Source organism: Kribbella sp. VKM Ac-2571 (assembly GCF_004362255.1).
Lineage (GTDB): Bacteria > Actinomycetota > Actinomycetes > Propionibacteriales > Kribbellaceae > Kribbella > Kribbella pratensis.
Genome location: NZ_SNWS01000014.1, coordinates 1 through 16,830 on the forward strand (window position 1 = coordinate 1; position 16,830 = coordinate 16,830).

16 protein-coding genes are annotated in these 16,830 nt (G+C 69.0%); 11 read left to right on the forward strand and 5 right to left on the reverse strand.

Annotated features, from left to right (window positions below):
• Positions 1–95: 95 nt before the first annotated feature.
• From EV651_RS41570 to EV651_RS27605, 5 genes are all read left to right on the forward strand, one after another.
• Complete coding sequence (locus EV651_RS41570) at positions 96–269, forward strand: hypothetical protein (protein WP_166658813.1); 174 nt, start codon at positions 96–98, stop codon at positions 267–269.
• A 192-nt stretch (positions 270–461) separates the two neighbouring features.
• Positions 462–587, forward strand: a complete 126-nt coding sequence (locus tag EV651_RS43035; RefSeq protein WP_255512255.1) for a hypothetical protein — start codon at positions 462–464, stop codon at positions 585–587.
• A 481-nt stretch (positions 588–1,068) separates the two neighbouring features.
• Positions 1,069–1,287, forward strand: coding sequence for a hypothetical protein (locus EV651_RS27600; RefSeq protein WP_166658814.1), 219 nt, complete (start codon positions 1,069–1,071; stop codon positions 1,285–1,287).
• The gene (locus EV651_RS41575) at positions 1,277–1,513 is read left to right on the forward strand and encodes a hypothetical protein (protein ID WP_166658815.1); all 237 of its coding nucleotides are present in this window, start codon (positions 1,277–1,279) and stop codon (positions 1,511–1,513) included. Before EV651_RS27600 ends, EV651_RS41575 begins: the two co-directional genes overlap by 11 nt.
• A gap of 255 nt (positions 1,514–1,768) precedes the next feature.
• Complete coding sequence (locus EV651_RS27605; RefSeq protein ID WP_133788180.1) at positions 1,769–2,521, forward strand: class I SAM-dependent methyltransferase; 753 nt, start codon at positions 1,769–1,771, stop codon at positions 2,519–2,521.
• A 12-nt stretch (positions 2,522–2,533) separates the two neighbouring features.
• Here EV651_RS27605 and EV651_RS27610 read toward each other — a convergent pair whose 3' ends face one another.
• From EV651_RS27610 to EV651_RS27620, 3 genes are read right to left on the reverse strand one after another with little or no spacing between them, the layout of a single operon-like run.
• On the reverse strand, positions 2,534–2,929 hold the full coding sequence (locus tag EV651_RS27610) for a glyoxalase/bleomycin resistance/extradiol dioxygenase family protein (protein WP_133788181.1): 396 nt from the start codon (positions 2,927–2,929) through the stop codon (positions 2,534–2,536).
• 19 nt (positions 2,930–2,948) lie between these two features.
• The gene (locus EV651_RS27615) at positions 2,949–3,623 is read right to left on the reverse strand and encodes a TrkA family potassium uptake protein (RefSeq protein ID WP_131341098.1); all 675 of its coding nucleotides are present in this window, start codon (positions 3,621–3,623) and stop codon (positions 2,949–2,951) included.
• 9 nt (positions 3,624–3,632) lie between these two features.
• Entirely contained in the window at positions 3,633–4,295 is a 663-nt protein-coding gene (locus EV651_RS27620) for a TrkA family potassium uptake protein (protein WP_133788182.1), read from the reverse strand.
• A 94-nt stretch (positions 4,296–4,389) separates the two neighbouring features.
• Between EV651_RS27620 and EV651_RS27625 the strand changes: the two genes are divergently transcribed.
• From EV651_RS27625 to EV651_RS27650, 6 genes are all read left to right on the forward strand, one after another.
• A complete protein-coding gene (locus tag EV651_RS27625) occupies positions 4,390–6,420 on the forward strand; it encodes an APC family permease (protein ID WP_133788183.1) in 2,031 nt (676 codons plus the stop codon).
• Positions 6,417–7,616, forward strand: coding sequence for a class I SAM-dependent RNA methyltransferase (locus tag EV651_RS27630; RefSeq protein ID WP_133788184.1), 1,200 nt, complete (start codon positions 6,417–6,419; stop codon positions 7,614–7,616). Before EV651_RS27625 ends, EV651_RS27630 begins: the two co-directional genes overlap by 4 nt.
• A gap of 36 nt (positions 7,617–7,652) precedes the next feature.
• Positions 7,653–9,884: a hypothetical protein gene (locus EV651_RS41580; RefSeq protein WP_166658816.1), complete on the forward strand. Its 2,232-nt coding sequence runs from the start codon at positions 7,653–7,655 to the stop codon at positions 9,882–9,884.
• Between the two features lie 10 nt (positions 9,885–9,894).
• Positions 9,895–10,827: an LLM class F420-dependent oxidoreductase gene (locus EV651_RS27640; RefSeq protein ID WP_133788185.1), complete on the forward strand. Its 933-nt coding sequence runs from the start codon at positions 9,895–9,897 to the stop codon at positions 10,825–10,827.
• Between the two features lie 144 nt (positions 10,828–10,971).
• Entirely contained in the window at positions 10,972–13,749 is a 2,778-nt protein-coding gene (gene acnA / locus EV651_RS27645) for an aconitate hydratase AcnA (protein WP_133788186.1), read from the forward strand.
• Between the two features lie 78 nt (positions 13,750–13,827).
• Positions 13,828–14,385, forward strand: a complete 558-nt coding sequence (locus EV651_RS27650) for a HEAT repeat domain-containing protein (RefSeq protein ID WP_133788187.1) — start codon at positions 13,828–13,830, stop codon at positions 14,383–14,385.
• A gap of 36 nt (positions 14,386–14,421) precedes the next feature.
• Here the strand turns inward: EV651_RS27650 and EV651_RS27655 are convergent, their stop codons facing one another.
• Positions 14,422–14,838 (reverse strand): HIT family protein, encoded by a 417-nt coding sequence (locus EV651_RS27655; protein WP_133788188.1) that lies wholly within the window; start codon positions 14,836–14,838, stop codon positions 14,422–14,424.
• A 4-nt stretch (positions 14,839–14,842) separates the two neighbouring features.
• Positions 14,843–16,822: a Na+/H+ antiporter gene (locus EV651_RS27660; protein WP_202870539.1), complete on the reverse strand. Its 1,980-nt coding sequence runs from the start codon at positions 16,820–16,822 to the stop codon at positions 14,843–14,845.
• Positions 16,823–16,830 lie beyond the last annotated feature (8 nt).

Sequence of the window (16,830 nt, forward strand, 5' to 3'; positions counted from 1 at the left end):
TCAACATCAACTGATCCACATCGCCACAACGCACGTTCACAGCCACACCCGAGTATTTCGCACCACCCCAGCCCCACCCGCCCGACACGCGATTCATGCGACAGCCTCCGCTGGGCAGGCTCCATCACCGCGCCAAAACCTTCGGCGGCTGGCGAAGCCGACGTCTGCCCACCGGTGCAGTGGACTGGATCAGCCCGCACGGGTTCCGGTTCGTCGTCGACCACACCGGCACCCATCCGATGCCCGGCACGAACGACGCAGTCGCGTAGCAGCCGACTCACGCGCGAAGCTCGCCCGGCCATGGAACTCGCTCAGCCGCGGAACTCGCTCAGCCATGGAACTCGCCCGGTCATGGGTTCGCCCGGGCGGTGAGGTGGCCTGGGCCTTGAACGGTGTCGGGCCGCCCCGGTCCCAGCAAAGCGGGTGTGCGGCTGGCAGGCCGTGGAGCTGGCCAAGGTCGTGTGAACGGTGCGGCGGCTGTGGAGGTCGTCGGCGGTGTAGACGCCGGCGATCGTTTTGACCAGCGTGGACTCAAGGTCGTGAAGGTCGTGGAGACGACGTACTGGGAGCCTGCTTCGGCTCTGTGAGCCGGAGATTGGGAGCTCCCCGGCAGCTGAGCCCGTCGTAGCGCAGGGTGGCTCGTGGTGTTGCTGAGGACGGCGTGTCGAGCATCAATCCAATTGACCACGAGGCCGGCGTCACCAAGCTCGACAAGGTCCTCCTACACCTGGTCGATCACGGGCGCTGGACGAGTCTGCGTGTACGACCGTGACGCTGTGACCGTTGTTCAGTCCGGCCGGCTGAGACGTCATCGAGGCGGTCGATCTGCCGCTGGGCGGCTGCTGCCGCGTGGTCGTGCGAGCCATTGATCGTGAGGAGGGGGGCCAGGACCGCGGGGCGATCTCCACGAAAATGCGCGCCTGGGAACAACAACAAGTCGGCGACATGTCGGCCTGCGGCGAGACGGTCGAGGTCGTCGTCCCACGAGCGCCGCATGGTCTGTGCTGAAGCAGTGTGCGGCCGGCAGACGTTCACCCAAGCCACCAGCCAATTGCCGGCCCGCGCCCGATGCCTGACCCCGCCGCTGGCGTACACCGGCCCGCCGACCCAGCCGACGCAGGCGACGCCGACGCAGCCGCCGCAGCCGACGCCGCCGCCGTCTCCGCCGTCTCCGCCGCCGACACCGCCGACACCACCGCCGCCGTCACAGCCGCCGCCGCCGTCACAGCCGCCGTCGCCAACGCGGACGGCGGCGCGCCATGGCTGCGTCACCGTTGTGGCTGCTGATCTGCTCGAGGTGGCGGCTGTGGGGACCGCCGTCGCCGTCGCCGCAGTTGCCGCCGCCAAGGCCGCCGCCAAGGCCGCCGACACCACCGCCGCCGCCAACACCGCCGTCGCAGCCGTCGCCGACGCGGTCGGTGGCGCGCCTTGGCTGCTTGATGTCACCGGTGTGGCTGCTGGTCTGCTCGAGGTCTGGCGGTTGTGGGGACCGTCAACTGGTGGTGGTGCGTGATCGGGGCCTTCGCTGGATGCCGTGTCGGCAGTGCCTGGGTCGAGGCCGCGAGCAGGGCGGGCGAGCACCTCAAGCGGTCCGGCTGCGGTTATTGCCGCCACCGGCATTGCAAGGGCCCGGCGTACCGATCAGCCGACTTGGTCGGTCCGTATCCCGCTACGCAGCTACCGGCTGACGTGTCGGCGGCGCGCACGATTGAAATCGGCAGGCGGCTCACGGTCAACGCGGATGCGTCGGGGAAGGAGGAGGTGCTTGATGGGTGAAGGGTTCTACTCGCGTGCGCGGCTTTATGACTTGATGTTTCCGGGCGGTGGGCCTGCGGTTGAGTTCTACCGGGCGTACGCCGATCGGCTAGGCGGGCGCGTGCTGGAACTCGGGTGCGGCACCGGGCAGAAGCTGATCCCCATCGCGTCCGACGGGCATCCGTGTGTCGGCGTGGACTTCTCGTCGGAGATGCTGGCTGAGGCTCAGCGTAAGGCGGACGAGCGCGGTGCAGCGGTGGAATGGATGCAGGGCGACATGCGGGCCTTCGATCTGGGTCGCACGTTCGACTTCGTGTTCATCACGGCCAATTCCCTGTTGCATCTGCACGAGGCCGAGGACCTGGTGAGCTGCTTCCGGTCCGTACGACGACATCTGGCGCCTGGAGCGCGGTTCGTCTTCGATGTGTTCAATCCGAGCGTGCGGCTACTTGCCCAAGCCGACGGTGTACGGCGTGCCCGGGAGTCGCTGTCGTTCTTGGATCCTGACCGCGGCAACGTCGGCGTCGAGGTCGCTGAGATCTACGATGCGGCCGCGCAAGTCACCCGCGGGACGTGGTACCTCTCGACCGACTCCGAGCCCGACTTCGTCGTCGCGCCGCTCGAAATCAGGAGCATCTTCCCGCAGGAGCTGCCGCTGCTGGTGTCGCTGGGCGGCCTTCGGCTCGTCGAGCGCTTCGGCGACTGGTCCGGTGGACCATTCACGACGGATTCGCCGCTTCAACTCTGCATTTGCGAGCCCGCGTAGAAACTGCGGAGATCAGGCGCGGTTCTGGACGAACTTGAGTTGGTGGGCTTCAGGATCGCGTACCCAGGCGTAGTGCAGGCGGCCGTCCGGGGAATCGGTCGGTGGGACGACGGCGGTGGCGCCTGCGCCCAGGGCCTGGTCGTACAGGGCGTCCACGTCGTCGCACCAGAACACGATCTCTGTCGCGGGACGATCAGCCGGCTCGACGCCGAGGTCGACCAGTTCGTTGGCGACGCGCGCCGAGGTCAGGCCGATACGAATCCCGGCCGCCTCGACCTCAACCTGCGCGACTGGGCCAGAGGCGGGTGCCCGAAACATCTCCTTCAGTCCGAGACCGAGGTAGAACGTGAGGCACCTGTCCACGTCGTCGCAGAACAGGTTGACTTGGAACTGCTGGATCTGCGCCATGCCGTGACCCTAGAACCGGCTACTCCGACTTGCGGTGATGGGGGGAGAGCATGTCCTCGAGTTGTTCTTCGGTTTCGTCGGCGGCGACGAAGAGGAGCTCGTCGTTGAGTTCGAGCGTGCCTTCCGGGTCCGGGCGCAGTACGCGGCCTTCGCGGAGGATGACGACCAGGGCGGTGTCCAGCGGCCAGTCGACGTCGCCGACGCGCTGACCGATCATCGGGGAGTCTTCGGGCAGCGTCAGCTCGACCAGGTTCGCGTCGCCCTGGCGGAAGGTGAACAGCCGGACCAGGTCGCCGACCGACACCGCCTCCTCGACGAGCGCGGACATGATCCGCGGCGTGGACACCGACACGTCCACACCCCAGGCCTCGTTGAACATCCACTCGTTGCGCGGGTGGTTGACCCGGGCAACGGTCCGGGGTACGCCGAACTCGGTCTTGGCGAGCAGTGAGACGACCAGGTTGACCTTGTCGTCACCGGTGCTGGCGATCGCGACCTGGCAACGCTGCAGCGCGGCCTCCTCGAGCGAGGAGAGCTCGCAGGCGTCGGCCAGCAACCACTCGGCGCGCGGGACCGACTCGGCCTTGATCGCCCGGGGGTCCTTGTCGATCAGCAGGACCTCGTGGCCGTTCTCCAGCAGTTCGCCGGCGATCGAACGACCTACGTTGCCGGCTCCCGCGATGGCTACCCGCATCACAGCTCCTCAGGCCTCTTCAGGTTTGGTGCCGAGCTGGGCCTCGATGGCGGCGGCCTCCCGCTCCAGCATCACGACGTGGACCAGGTCACCCTCTTGGATGACTGTGTCGGCCCGGGGCAGGATGCCCTCGCCGAGCCGGGTCAGGAACGCGACCCGGGCACCGGTCGCCTTCTCGATGTCGAACGCGGGCCGGCCGATCCAGTCCGCGTGCACGTGCACCTCGGCCAGCCGGACCGTGGCCGACGGGTCGCGCCACTCCGGCTCGGAGCCCTCGGGCAGCAGCCGGCGCATCATCTGGTCGACGGTCCAGCGGACGGTGCCGACTGTGGGGATACCGAGCCGCTGGTACACCTCGGCGCGGCCCGGGTCGTAGATCCGGGCCACCACGTTGCTGATTCCGAACGTCTCGCGGGCCACCCGGGCGGCCAGGATGTTCGAGTTGTCGCCGTTCGACACGGCCGCGAACGCCTCGGCGTCCTCGATCCCGGCCTCGATCAGCACCTCGCGGTCGAAGCCCATCCCCACGATGGTCCGCCCGGTGTACGCGGGGCTCAGCCGGCGGAACGCGTCGGCCGCCTGGTCGATGATCGCGACCGTGTGGCCGCGTTTCTCCAGACCGCGGGCGAGCATCGACCCGACGCGGCCGCAGCCCATGATGACGACGTGCACTCGCTGATCACTCCCTGCCCCGTGGCGGGCGGCTGGCTCGGTTCGGCAGGGATAGACGCTACACCGACCTGAGGGTGCCTCTAACATCACCGGTGTGACTCCCGCTCTAGGCGATATCAGCAAACGGCTGCTGCTCGGACGCAAACTGCGCAGCACTCAGCTGGGTGAGACCCTGCTGCCGAAGCGCATCGCCCTGCCGGTGTTCGCGAGCGACGCGCTGTCGTCGGTCGCTTACGCCCCCGACGAGATCTTCCTGACCCTGTCGATCGCCGGACTCGCGGCGCTGACGATCTCGTGGAAGATCTCGCTCGCGGTCGCGGTGGTGCTGGTCGTCGTCGTGCTGTCGTACCGGCAGAACGTGCACGCCTACCCGTCCGGCGGCGGCGACTACGAGGTCGCCAACGTGAACCTCGGCCCGACCGCGGGCCTGACGGTGGCGAGCGCCCTGATGGTCGACTACGTCCTCACCGTCGCGGTGTCGATCTCGTCGGCCGCGCAGTACGCCGCCTCGGCGATCCCGGCACTGGAGGGGCACCAGGCGACCGCGGCCGTGATCGCGGTGCTCTTCCTGACCACGATGAACCTGCGAGGAGTGCGCGAGTCGGGGGCGGCGTTCGCGATCCCGACGTACATCTTCATGTTCACCATCCTCGGGATGGCGGCCTGGGGCTTCGGCCGGTTGCTGTTCGGGCAGCTGCCGGACGCGTCGAGCTCCGGCCTCGACATCGCGGCCGAGAACCAGTTCGCGCACGGAGCGAGCGGGATCGCGATGGCGTTCCTGATCCTGCGGGCGTTCTCGTCCGGATGCGCCGCCCTGACCGGGGTGGAGGCGATCAGCAACGGTGTACCGGCGTTCAAGAAGCCGAAGAGCCGGAACGCGGCGACCACGCTGGCGCTGCTCGGCAGCATCTCGATCGCGATGGTGGTCAGCGTCGTGACGCTGGCGAACGTGATGAAGGTCCGGTTCGCCGAGGATCCCGGGACCCAGCTGCTCCGCGACGGCGTGCCGGTCGGCGAGGGGTACCACCAGGACCCGGTGATCGGCCAGCTCGCCAAGGGCATCTTCGACCACTTCTCGCCCGGCTTCTACCTGGTCGCGGCCGCGACCGGCGTGATCCTGGTGCTGGCCGCGAACACCGCGTTCAACGGGTTCCCGGTGCTCGGTTCGATCCTGGCCCGTGACGGGTACCTGCCGCGGCAGCTGCACACCCGCGGCGACCGGCTGGCGTTCAGCAACGGCATCATCATCCTGGCCGGTTTCGCGATCGTGCTGATCGTCTCGTTCAACGCCGAGGTGACCCGGCTGATCCAGCTCTACATCGTCGGCGTGTTCGTCTCGTTCACGATCAGCCAGATCGGCATGGTCCGGCACTGGACCCGGCTGCTGCGCGACGAGCAGGACCCGGGCAAACGGGCCCGGATGATCCGGTCCCGGGTGATCAACGCGATCGGCCTGACGCTGACCGGCGTCGTGCTGGTGATCGTGCTGATCACCAAGTTCCTGCTCGGCGCCTACATCGCGATCATCGCGATGGCCTGCCTGTTCCTGCTGATGAAGGGCATCCACCGGCACTACGACACGGTCCGCCGGCAGATGGCGGCCGAGGGCGACGAGCCGCTGATGCTGCCGTCCCGGGTGCACGCGATCGTGCTGGTGTCGAAGCTGCACAAGCCGACGCTGCGGGCGCTGGCCTTCGCCAAGGCGGCCCGTCCGTACCAGCTCGAGGCTGTCACCGTCGACGTCGACCGGGACGAGGCTGACCAGCTGCAGGCCGAGTGGGAGACCCGCGGTATCCCGATCCCGCTGAAGCGGCTCGCCTCGCCGTACCGGGAGATCACCCGGCCGATCCTGCAGTACGTGCGCGACATCCGGAGGCAGTCGCCGCGGGACGTGGTGATGGTCTACATCCCCGAGTACGTCGTCGGACACTGGTGGGAGCACATCCTGCACAACCAGAGTGCTCTGCGGCTCAAGGGGCGGCTCTTGTTCACACCTGGTGTGATGGTTACGTCCGTTCCTTACCAGCTGCTTTCGTCGCAGGGGGCCGAGGAACGGCAGGACCGGGTGGAACGGGTAGCCGGCCAGGTACGGCGCGGTGCCCGCAAGGCGTCAGGAGATCGGTGACAGACGAGAACAGTCTGGTTGGGGCGGTAGTCGAGCTGGAGGTAGGGCCAGTCGCGCACGGGGGACACTGTGTCGCCCGGCACGAGGGGCAGGTGGTCTTCGTCCGGCACGCGCTGCCGGGCGAGCTGGTGCACGCCCGGATCACGGAACAGACGGCGAAGTATCTGCGGGCCGACGCAGTCCAGGTGCTCACGCCGTCCCCGCAGCGGATCGAGCCGCCGTGTCCGTACGCCGGACCGGGCCTGTGCGGCGGGTGTGACTTCCAGCACGCGAACATCGTCGAGCAGCGGCGGCTGAAGGCGACCGTCGTGTCGGACACGCTCCGGCGGATCGGTGGGATCGACCGGACCATCGTGATGGAGTCGCCCGGTGACGACGGGCTGGGGTGGCGGACACGGATGCGGTACGCCGTCGTGGACGGACGGCCCGGTATGTACGCGCACCGCTCCCACGACCTGGTCCCGATCGACAAGTGCCTGCTCGCGCACCCGGGGACGCCGGATGTGCTGAGCACACGGTGGCCGGGGGTGTCGTCGGTGCAGGCGGTGGTGTCCTCAGAGGGGAAGACCGCCGTACTGACCGACAAGGACCAGGGGGAGCGGCTGGTAGAGGTGGTGCGCGACCGGCGGTTCCTGGTGGATGCCGGTGGGTTCTGGCAGGTCCACCCGGCGGCGCCGGAGACGCTGGTGGACGCCGTACTGAGCGGACTGGAGCCTGCTGCTGGTGAGACCGCGCTCGACCTGTATTCGGGTGTCGGGCTGTTCGCGGCGTTCCTGGCCGAGGCCGGTTGTCCCGTACTGGCGATCGAGGGCGACAAGGACGCGGTCCGGAACGCTCGACGGAACCTGCACGACCTGGACGGCGTGACGCTGGAGAACGGCGACGTCGACCGGGTGCTGAACGCGGCGGCCGGCCAAGGCCTGGAGCATGCGGACCTCGTCGTCCTGGACCCGCCACGCACCGGCGCCGGGAAGGACGTCGTACGGCGGATCGCGGCGCTCGGACCGCGACGGGTGGCGTACGTCGCGTGTGACCCGGCGGCACTGGCCCGGGACCTGAAGACGTTCGGCGGCCTCGGGTACGGGATCGCCTCCCTGCGCGCCTTCGACCTCTTCGGAATGACCCACCACATCGAATGCGTAGCCATCCTCGAGCCTGTGGACAGTGAGGTGGCCAGTCACGGAGGGCTCGGGTAGCGTCTGGGGCTGGATCCAAATGCGCTTGGAGACCTGATGCCGCTCGTTGACCTGGACGACCCGGAGGAGTTGCGCGCCCGCTGGAGCGCACTCGCCGCGGTCGCGCACGCCACGGGCTTCGACCGGCGCTGGTACGCCGACGCGGACGGGTACCACCACCAGGACGAGACCGCGTCCGTGCTCCGGATGGCGCGCCTGGAGGATGGGCGGGCGGTGCTGTGGGGATTCCACACGCAGCACAGCCGGACCGCCGGCGAGGACCTGCTGGCCGGGTCGCCCGAGTGGATCGGGCAGCCGGAGGTGCGGCAGCGCCAGACGGCGGGCGAGCTCGGGTTCGTGTACGGCGCGTTCAACGGGAGTTGGGCGCGCGCGTCGTACCCGGGCGACCCGTGGCAGCCGGTCGACGACGGGTTCACGCCGATCGGGGAGTGGATCACCTCGGACGAGGCGGCCGCCGACGAGATGGTCCAGTGGGTCGCGGATTGGTCCGACTACCTGGGCAGCCTCGACGAACTCCGCCCCTACGGCGTGGAGCTGATCCGGGCCGCGGCCGGTCCGGGGATCTCGGCGGCGGAGCTCGGGGCGTTCTTCAGTCATTTCGGGATCGACCCGCGCTCACCGGTGCAGCCGGACCTGCCGGCCGGCGTCGCCGCAGGCGAGGACTTCGTTCGAAACGTTGCAGATCCGGCAAGTTTCGCCGCAGACCCTGACACGGCCGAGGTCTCGGTCGTTGAAGATCCCGTGATCGGAGATATCCCGCCAGGAGACGACGAGGAGTCGTACGTCGTCCCGCCCGGCATCAGCCCCTTCACCGGCCAGCCGATCGCCGACCCGCCACCGCCCGCGGATCCCTCGACGCCCGGCGCGTACCTTCCGGAGAACATCTCGAGTCCCGGGCTGCCGACGTCCCATGCGTACGATCCGACGCTGCCGTCGTCCGAACCGCCACGGGTTGGTGGTGGGGTGTACGAGGGCGATGACTTCTACAACAGTCTCTTCGCTGATGCTCCTGCCAGTACGACGCCTGCGGCTGATCAGGACTGGGAGACCGCGGAGCAGTCGTCCTGGGCCGACGAGGAGGCCACCAGCGCATACGACCCGTTCGCTGAGCCCGAACCAGACCCGGCCTGGACGGGCCCTGCCTGGATCAACGGTGAGTGGGTGGAGGATCCCGCCGGCTCGGCGCCCGCTGCTGCGGCAGAGGTGGCGACGGGGGACTCGCCTGTCGCGTCGAGTGCGGAGTTCGAGGACGACGACGCGCCTACTGCCGAGATCGAGGCGGTGCTGGAGCCGGCTCCGGCGCCGGCTGGCGAGGAAGACGAGCTGTCGTCCTTCACTGGGCCGTCTCCGTTCGCTCCGGCTCCTGCTTCTGGTCCCGAGCCGGAGCTGCAGGTGGCCGAGTTCGCGGGCGCGGACGAGGATGACGATCAGACCGCTGAGATCCCCGCCGTGGCAGAGGCTGAAGCTCAGGTAGAGCCTCACCCTCAACCCCAGCCTTGGCCGCAGCCACAGCCCGAACCGTGGCCCCAGCCGGAGCCCCACCCTGCCCCCTGGCCTCAGCCCACCCCACCTGCTCCAGAGCCAACCCCGCCCGCCCCCGAGCCCGAGCCGGGACCGATGCCGGAGCCTGAACCTCAGCCGACTCCCGAGCCGGAGCCGGAGCCCTGGACCGAGCCGCGCACCGTGCCGGCTGGGCTGGTGGAGTCGGTCGCGTCCGTCGACGAGGCGGCTCTTGGTGGGATGTTGGTGGCTGGGTTGGGGTTGGGAGGCGGTGGGCCTCGGCTCGTGCCGGAGCCTGGGTCGCTCGAGGAGGCGATGCGGGCCGAGGTGGAGCGGCCGCGGCCGAAGCCGGAGGAGTCGGCTGCGGTACGGGCGTTGCACGACTGGTGCCGGGCGCGGACGGCGATCGTGCCGTCGGGGTTCACGATCCAGGTGCAGGTGCTCGACCCGGGTGCGCCGTCGTACCGGTTCGACCTGGAGCCGCCGGACGTGGACGATCCGGAGTTCGCCGCCGACAAGCTCAGCGGCCTGCTCGGCGATCTCTGGCTGACCGAGGCGCAAGGTGAGCAGGGCGGCTGGCTGTTCGCGCGGATCGACGCGGCCGGGCGCACGCTGCGGATCGACCGGTGGTACGACCAGGTGCCCGACTGGTGGGACAACCCGGTCGAGGAGCGCTTCGACGTGAACGGGCTGGTCCGCAGGCTGTACAACCGCGGTGCCGAGTGGCAGCCGTCGTACCTGGAGAAGCTGTACACCAGCGCGAGATAGCGTTGGCGCCATGCTTCTCAGGATCTTCACCGAACCTCAGCAGGGCGCGTCGTACGACGACCTTCTCGCGGTCGCCCGCAAGACGGAGGAGAACGGGTTCGACGCGTTCTTCCGTTCCGACCACTACCTCGTCATGGGGGACAACGACGGCCTCCCGGGCCCGACCGACTCGTGGATCACGCTGGCCGGCCTGGCCCGTGAGACGCAGCGGATCAAGCTCGGCACGCTGGTCAGCTCCGCGACGTTCCGCAACCCCGGCGTACTGGCGATCTCGGTGGCGCAGGTCGACCAGATGAGCGGCGGCCGCGCCGAACTCGGGCTCGGCGCCGGCTGGTACGAAGCCGAGCACAAGGCGTACGGCCTCGACTTCCCCGACACCCCGGGCCGCTTCGACCTCCTCACCGAACAGCTCGAACTGATCACCGGCCTCTGGGACACCCCGGTGGGGGAGAAGTACGACTTCCAGGGCGAGCACTACCAGATCAGCGACTCGCCGGCCCTGCCGAAGCCGGTGCAGCAGCCGCACCCGCCGATCATCGTCGGCGGCGCGGGCAAGAAGCGTACGCCGGAGCTCGCCGCGAAGTACGCCGCCGAGTTCAACGCCGGCTTCCGCGGTATCGAGGTAACCGAGACCTTGTTCAAGCGCGTCCAGGCGGCCTGCACCGCGATCGGCCGTGACCCGAAGACGCTCGCGCTGTCGACCGCGCACACCGTGGTCGTCGGCAAGGACGACGCCGAGGTGAAGCAGCGGGCCGAGGCGATCGGCCGCGACGTCGAGGACCTGAAGGCGAACAGCATCGCCGGTACGCCGGCCGAGGTGGTGGACCGGCTGGGGCAGTTCGCCGCGGTGGGATCGCAGCGGCAGTACGTCCAGATCATGGATCTGCAGGACCTCGACCACCTCGACCTGATCGCGGCGGAAGTTCTTCCACAGGTTTCCTGATCGACCGGAATGTTGACTCGATGTCGTGTATCTTGATGTCGAGAGAGTTTGCGGCGCGAGGTTAGGGCGACCTGACCTCGCGGCCGGGCGTTGCCCTCGGCAGGATGGGCACAGCGGACACGGACTGGACAGAGGAGCAGGGTGATGGCGAGCGTCGACAGCTTCGGTGCCAAAGGTGCACTCGAGGTCAACGGACAGTCGTACGAGATCTTCAGGTTGGCGGGCATCGAGGGTGCGGACACGCTGCCGTACTCGCTGAAGGTCCTGCTGGAGAACCTGCTGCGCACCGAGGACGGCGTGAACATCACCGCCGAGCACATCACCAAGCTCGGCAACTGGGACCAGGACGCGGCCCCGGACACCGAGATCCAGTTCACCCCGGCCCGGGTGATCATGCAGGACTTCACCGGCGTCCCGTGCGTGGTCGACCTGGCCACGATGCGCGAGGCGGTCGCCGAGCTCGGCGGTGACCCGACCAAGATCAACCCGCTCGCTCCGGCCGAACTCGTCATCGACCACTCGGTCATCATCGACGTGTTCGGTACGCCGGACGCGTTCGAGCGCAACGTCGAGTTCGAGTACGGGCGGAACCGCGAGCGGTACCAGTTCCTGCGCTGGGGCCAGACGGCGTTCGACGAGTTCAAGGTCGTCCCGCCGGGCACCGGCATCGTGCACCAGGTGAACATCGAGCACCTGGCCCGCACCGTGATGGTCCGCAACGGCCAGGCCTACCCGGACACCTGTGTCGGCACCGACAGCCACACCACGATGGTGAACGGCCTCGGCGTGCTCGGCTGGGGCGTCGGCGGGATCGAGGCCGAGGCCGCGATGCTCGGCCAGCCGGTGTCGATGCTGATCCCGAAGGTGGTCGGCTTCAAGCTGACCGGGTCCGTCCCGGCCGGCGCGACCGCGACCGACGTCGTGCTGACGATCACCCAGATGCTGCGTAAGCACGGTGTGGTCGGCAAGTTCGTGGAGTTCTACGGCGACGGCGTCGCGGCGGTGCCGCTGGCGAACCGCGCCACGATCGGCAACATGAGCCCGGAGTTCGGCTCCACCTGCGCGATCTTCCCGATCGACGACGTCACCCTGGAGTACCTGCGCCTGACCGGGCGCGGCGACGACGAGGTGGCGCTCGTCGAGGCGTACGCCAAGGAGCAGGGCCTGTGGCACAACCCGGACGTCGAGCCGCGCTTCTCGGAGTACCTCGAGCTCGACCTGTCGACCGTCGTACCGTCGATCGCCGGCCCGAAGCGGCCGCAGGACCGGGTCGCGCTGAGCGAGGCCAAGGAAGGCTTCCGCGGCGCGCTCGTCGACTACGCGACCGAGGAGCTCGAGGTCGACCCGTCCGAGCTCGGCAGCTTCCCGGCCAGTGACGCCCCGAACGGCCACGGCAACACCAACGACGAGCCGCACGTGCCGCACGGCAGTGGCAACGGCCGCCCGTCGAAGAAGACCAAGATCAGCCTGGACGGCCAAGAGGTCGAGCTCGACCACGGCCACGTCGTGATCGCCTCCATCACCTCCTGCACCAACACCTCGAACCCGTCCGTCATGCTCGCCGCGGCGCTGCTGGCGAAGAACGCGGTCGACAAGGGCCTGGCGTCGAAGCCGTGGGTGAAGACGTCGCTCGCGCCCGGGTCGAAGGTCGTCACCGACTACTACGAGAAGGCCGGCGTCACGCCGTACCTGGAGAAGCTCGGCTTCCACCTGGTCGGCTACGGCTGTACGACGTGCATCGGCAACTCCGGCCCGCTGCCGGAGGCCGTGTCGGCCGGGGTGCAGGAAGCCGACCTCGCCGTCGTGAGTGTGCTGTCCGGCAACCGGAACTTCGAGGGCCGGATCAACCCGGACGTGAAGATGAACTACCTCGCGTCACCGCCGCTGGTGATCGCGTACGCGCTGGCCGGCACCATGGACTTCGACTTCGAGACCGATCCCCTGGGCAAGGACGCGGGAGGCAACGACGTGTTCCTGAAGGACATCTGGCCGAGCGCCGAGGAGGTCGAGCGGACGATCGCGAGCTCGATCAACAAGGAGATGTTCACCAAGGACTACGCCGACGTGTTCGCCGGTGACGAGCGCTGGCAGTCGCTGCCGACGCCCGAGGGCAAGACGTTCGCCTGGGACCCCGAGTCGACGTACGTGCGGAAGCCTCCGTACTTCGACGGTATGGCGAAGGACCCGTCGCCGGTGACCGACATCGCCGGGGCCCGGGTGCTGGCCAAGCTGGGGGACTCGGTCACCACCGACCACATCTCCCCGGCCGGTTCGATCAAGGCGGACAGCCCCGCGGGCAAGTACCTGGCCGAGCACGGTGTGGACCGCAAGGACTTCAACTCGTACGGTTCCCGCCGGGGCAACCACGAGGTGATGATCCGCGGCACGTTCGCGAACATCCGGCTGCGCAACCAGATCGCGCCGGGCACCGAGGGCGGCTTCACCCGCGACTTCACCAAGGACGACGCGCCGGTCACCACGATCTACGACGCCGCCCAGGCGTACGCCGAGCAGGGCACGCCGCTGGTGATCCTGGCCGGCAAGGAGTACGGCTCGGGCTCGTCGCGGGACTGGGCCGCGAAGGGTACGGCGCTGCTCGGCGCGAAGGCCGTCATCACCGAGTCCTTCGAGCGGATCCACCGGTCGAACCTGATCGGCATGGGCGTGCTGCCGCTGCAGTACCCGGAGGGTGAGACCGCGGAGTCCCTCGGCCTGACCGGCGAGGAGACCTTCGACATCACCGGCGTCACCGCGCTGAACGACGGCGAGATCCCGCGCACGGTGCACGTCAAGGTCACGTCGCCCGACGGTGCGGTCAAGGAGTTCGACGCGGTCGTCCGCATCGACACCCCGGGAGAGGCCGACTACTACCGCAACGGCGGCATCCTGCAGTACGTCCTCCGGTCACTGATCGCGAGCTGACCCGGCTGACCCGGCTGACACAGCCTCCAGTAACCGCGGGTCACCGGAACTGTCGGTGGCCCGCGGTTTACTGATTCCATGGCCGACCGGGAGTCACCGCGCGACGTCGTGCGGGCCGCGTGTGCGACGTACGGCGAGGATGCCGTGATCGACTGGTGCGTCGCCTTCCTGACCGGACAGATCCCGGGTGCGGCGGCGTACGGTGCCGAATTGCCGAAGCTGGTGGCGATCACCGGATCGGAGAATCCGGGTGGCTGGAAGGCGCCTGTTGATCCGGTCAACTACTACTGGATCCGGGTGTGGGCCGCCCGGGTGTTCTTGTACGTGTGGCGCGACGACGTGGTCGACGCGCTGCTGGTCGCGGCACACGATCCTGCCTGGCGGGTCCGGGAGCACGTCGCGCGGATCACCGCGCAGCGCGAGCTCGGCCAACTCGTCGACGCCCTGCTCCCGATGCTCGATCACGAGCTGCCGAGAGTTCGTACGGCGGCTGTCCGCGCGATCGGCGCCGCGGGGGAGTACGAGCACGCCGCCGCGCTCCGCGCCCTCGCCGACGATCCCGATCACACCGTCCGCGCCGCCGTCGAGCGCGCACTCGCGAACCTGGAGGACCGCCTTGACCGACCGGTCCGCTGACACCCCGCAGTCCCACCGCTTCTAGTCGGACAGCTTCTAGTCGGACAGGGCAGCGCGGAGTTTGCCGGCGTACTCCTCGGCCTCGGCGGTGTCGGCGTACTTGGTGCGTGGCCAGAAGAAGCCGCGCAGGCCGTCGCCCTTCGTGCGCGGTACGACGTGCACGTGCAGGTGCGGCACCGACTGGGACACGACGTTGTTCACGGCAACGAACGACCCCTGCGCGTCGAACGCGGTCCGGACGGCGGTCGCCACCGAGCGGGCCGCGCCGAACAGCGGGACCATCACCTCGTCGGACATCTCGACCATCGTCGGAACATGCGTCCGCGGGACGATCAACGTGTGCCCTTTGAACACCGGCCGGATGTCGAGGAACCCCACGACGTCCGGTGTGTCCAGGACGATCTGCGCCGGCGTCGTACCGGCGATGATGGAGCAGAAGAGACAGTCCGCCATAGCGTCAACCTAGCTTCTCGTCGACGAAGCACCAGCGCCACGTCTCGCCCGGCTCGAAGCTGCGCATCACGGCGTGCTTGGTCTCCGCGTTGTGCTTGCTCGCGTGCTTCATCACCGACGAGTCGCAGCACCCGACGTGACCACACCCCAGACACAGCCGCAGGTGGACCCACGAACCTCCTTCGGCCAGGCACTCCTCGCAGCCGTCCGGTGTGTTCGGCGTAACCACGACCGGTGCCTGTTCCAGGTGCTCGCACGCGCCACCTGGCGTCGTCTTCGGCTTCAGGTCCTCGGAGCGGCCGCCGACGTCGTCGTCCTCGTCGCGGTCGAGGATCGATTCCTCGATGTCGAGCGCGTTCTGGGCCCGCTGAAGCACCTCGTCGGCGACCATCCCGGCGTCGCGGACCTTCAGGATGTGGGCGCGTTCGGCCTCGAGCATCGCGATCCGCAGCCGCCGGTACGCCTCGCTCGGCGTCTCGTACTCGGTCTCCGGCCGCCCCAGCCGCTCCCACGCGGCCTGCGCCCGTGCCTCACCCCGCTGCCGCAGTACGTCGAGAACCGCGGGCGGATCCGTCGGCGCCGAGATCTCGTCGAGCTTCGCGATCGCGGCCCGATGAGCTCCTTGCAGTACGGCGGCCTCCTGCAGCGCGTCCTCCGCGGGATCCGGTCCCGGCAGACGCAGGCGATGTACCAGCCAGGGCAGCGTCGAGCCCTGGACGAGCAGGGTGCCCGCGGTAACGGCCAGTGCGATGAACACGAGGACCTGGCGGTGCGGCGTGTTCTCGGGCAGCGTGAAGACCGCGGCCAGCGTGACCACGCCGCGCATCCCGGCCCACGACACCACGATCAGCGCACTGCGCGAGACGGGTCCGGGGCGGGAGGGGCCGAGGAACCGCCGGGACAGCATCGTGGTCGGGATGATCCAGATCGGCCGCAGCAGCACGACCGCGACGAACACCGCGACCGTCGTGGCCGCGATCAGCCACGTCGGCAGCGGGCTCTCGGTGAGGTCGTCGAGGATCCACCGGGTCTGCAGCCCGATCAGCAGGAAGACCGTGTTCTCCAGCAGGAACTGGAACGTCCGCCAGTTGGTCCGCTCCGACATCCGCGACTTCGCCGACTGGATGATCGGGGCCTTGTGGCCGAGGAACAGGCCGGTGACGACGACCGCGAGTACGCCGGATGCGTGGACGTAGTGGTTCTCGGCCGCGATGTAGGCGATGAACGGCGCGGTCAGGCTGAGCGTGGTGTCCAGCACCGGATCGGTGAACCGGCGCCGGATCTTGGCCAGCACGAACGTCACGACGATGCCGACCAGCACGCCGCCGCCGGCCGCCCGCAGGAAGTCGAGGCCGACGTGCCACACGGTCGGCGTCACCAGGGCGGCACCGATCGCCGTCCGCAGGCAGACCAGCGCGGTCGCGTCGTTCATCAGGCTTTCGCCCTCGAGGATCGTGACCACGCGGCGGGGCAGGCCGACCCGTTTGGCGATCGCGGTCGCGGCGACCGCGTCCGGCGGCGCGACGACGGCGCCGATCGCGAACGCGGCCCAGAACGGCAGCGGTTCCTGGCCGATCGACTCCGCCACCCGGCCGAGCAGCCACCACGCGACGACGCCGACGCCGAGCGCGGTGAACGCGACCAGGCCGACGGACAGCAACCCGATGGACCGCCGGTGCTTGGAGAAGTCGACCAGGCTGGTCTTGATCGCGGCCGAGTACAGCAGCGGCGGCAGGAACCCGACCAGCACGACCTCGGGCTCGAGCTCGACCCGCGGGATGAACGGCAGGTACGACGCACCGACCCCGACGACGACCAGGAGCAGAGGGGCCGAGAGCCCGATCCGCCGCGCCAGCGCGGCGACCGCCGCGACGACGGCGACGAGGGCCACGACCTCGATCGCGATATGCACGGGCACAGTGTCGCAGCGCGCCGCGGTTTCCACCCAACCGTTCGCCCACGGCTGAGCATCGGATCTGGTCATCGCCCGAC

Coding starts and splice junctions, on each gene's coding strand:
- EV651_RS27655 (WP_133788188.1), bottom strand. CDS start 14,838: ATGGCGGACTGTCTCTTCTGCTCCATCATCGCCGGTACGACGCCGGCG.
- EV651_RS27600 (WP_166658814.1), top strand. CDS start 1,069: ATGCCTGACCCCGCCGCTGGCGTACACCGGCCCGCCGACCCAGCCGAC.
- EV651_RS27615 (WP_131341098.1), bottom strand. CDS start 3,623: ATGCGGGTAGCCATCGCGGGAGCCGGCAACGTAGGTCGTTCGATCGCC.
- EV651_RS41570 (WP_166658813.1), top strand. CDS start 96: ATGCGACAGCCTCCGCTGGGCAGGCTCCATCACCGCGCCAAAACCTTC.
- EV651_RS27640 (WP_133788185.1), top strand. CDS start 9,895: ATGCTTCTCAGGATCTTCACCGAACCTCAGCAGGGCGCGTCGTACGAC.
- EV651_RS27610 (WP_133788181.1), bottom strand. CDS start 2,929: ATGGCGCAGATCCAGCAGTTCCAAGTCAACCTGTTCTGCGACGACGTG.
- EV651_RS27660 (WP_202870539.1), bottom strand. CDS start 16,822: ATGACCAGATCCGATGCTCAGCCGTGGGCGAACGGTTGGGTGGAAACC.
- EV651_RS27650 (WP_133788187.1), top strand. CDS start 13,828: ATGGCCGACCGGGAGTCACCGCGCGACGTCGTGCGGGCCGCGTGTGCG.
- EV651_RS27605 (WP_133788180.1), top strand. CDS start 1,769: ATGGGTGAAGGGTTCTACTCGCGTGCGCGGCTTTATGACTTGATGTTT.
- EV651_RS41580 (WP_166658816.1), top strand. CDS start 7,653: ATGCCGCTCGTTGACCTGGACGACCCGGAGGAGTTGCGCGCCCGCTGG.
- acnA (WP_133788186.1), top strand. CDS start 10,972: ATGGCGAGCGTCGACAGCTTCGGTGCCAAAGGTGCACTCGAGGTCAAC.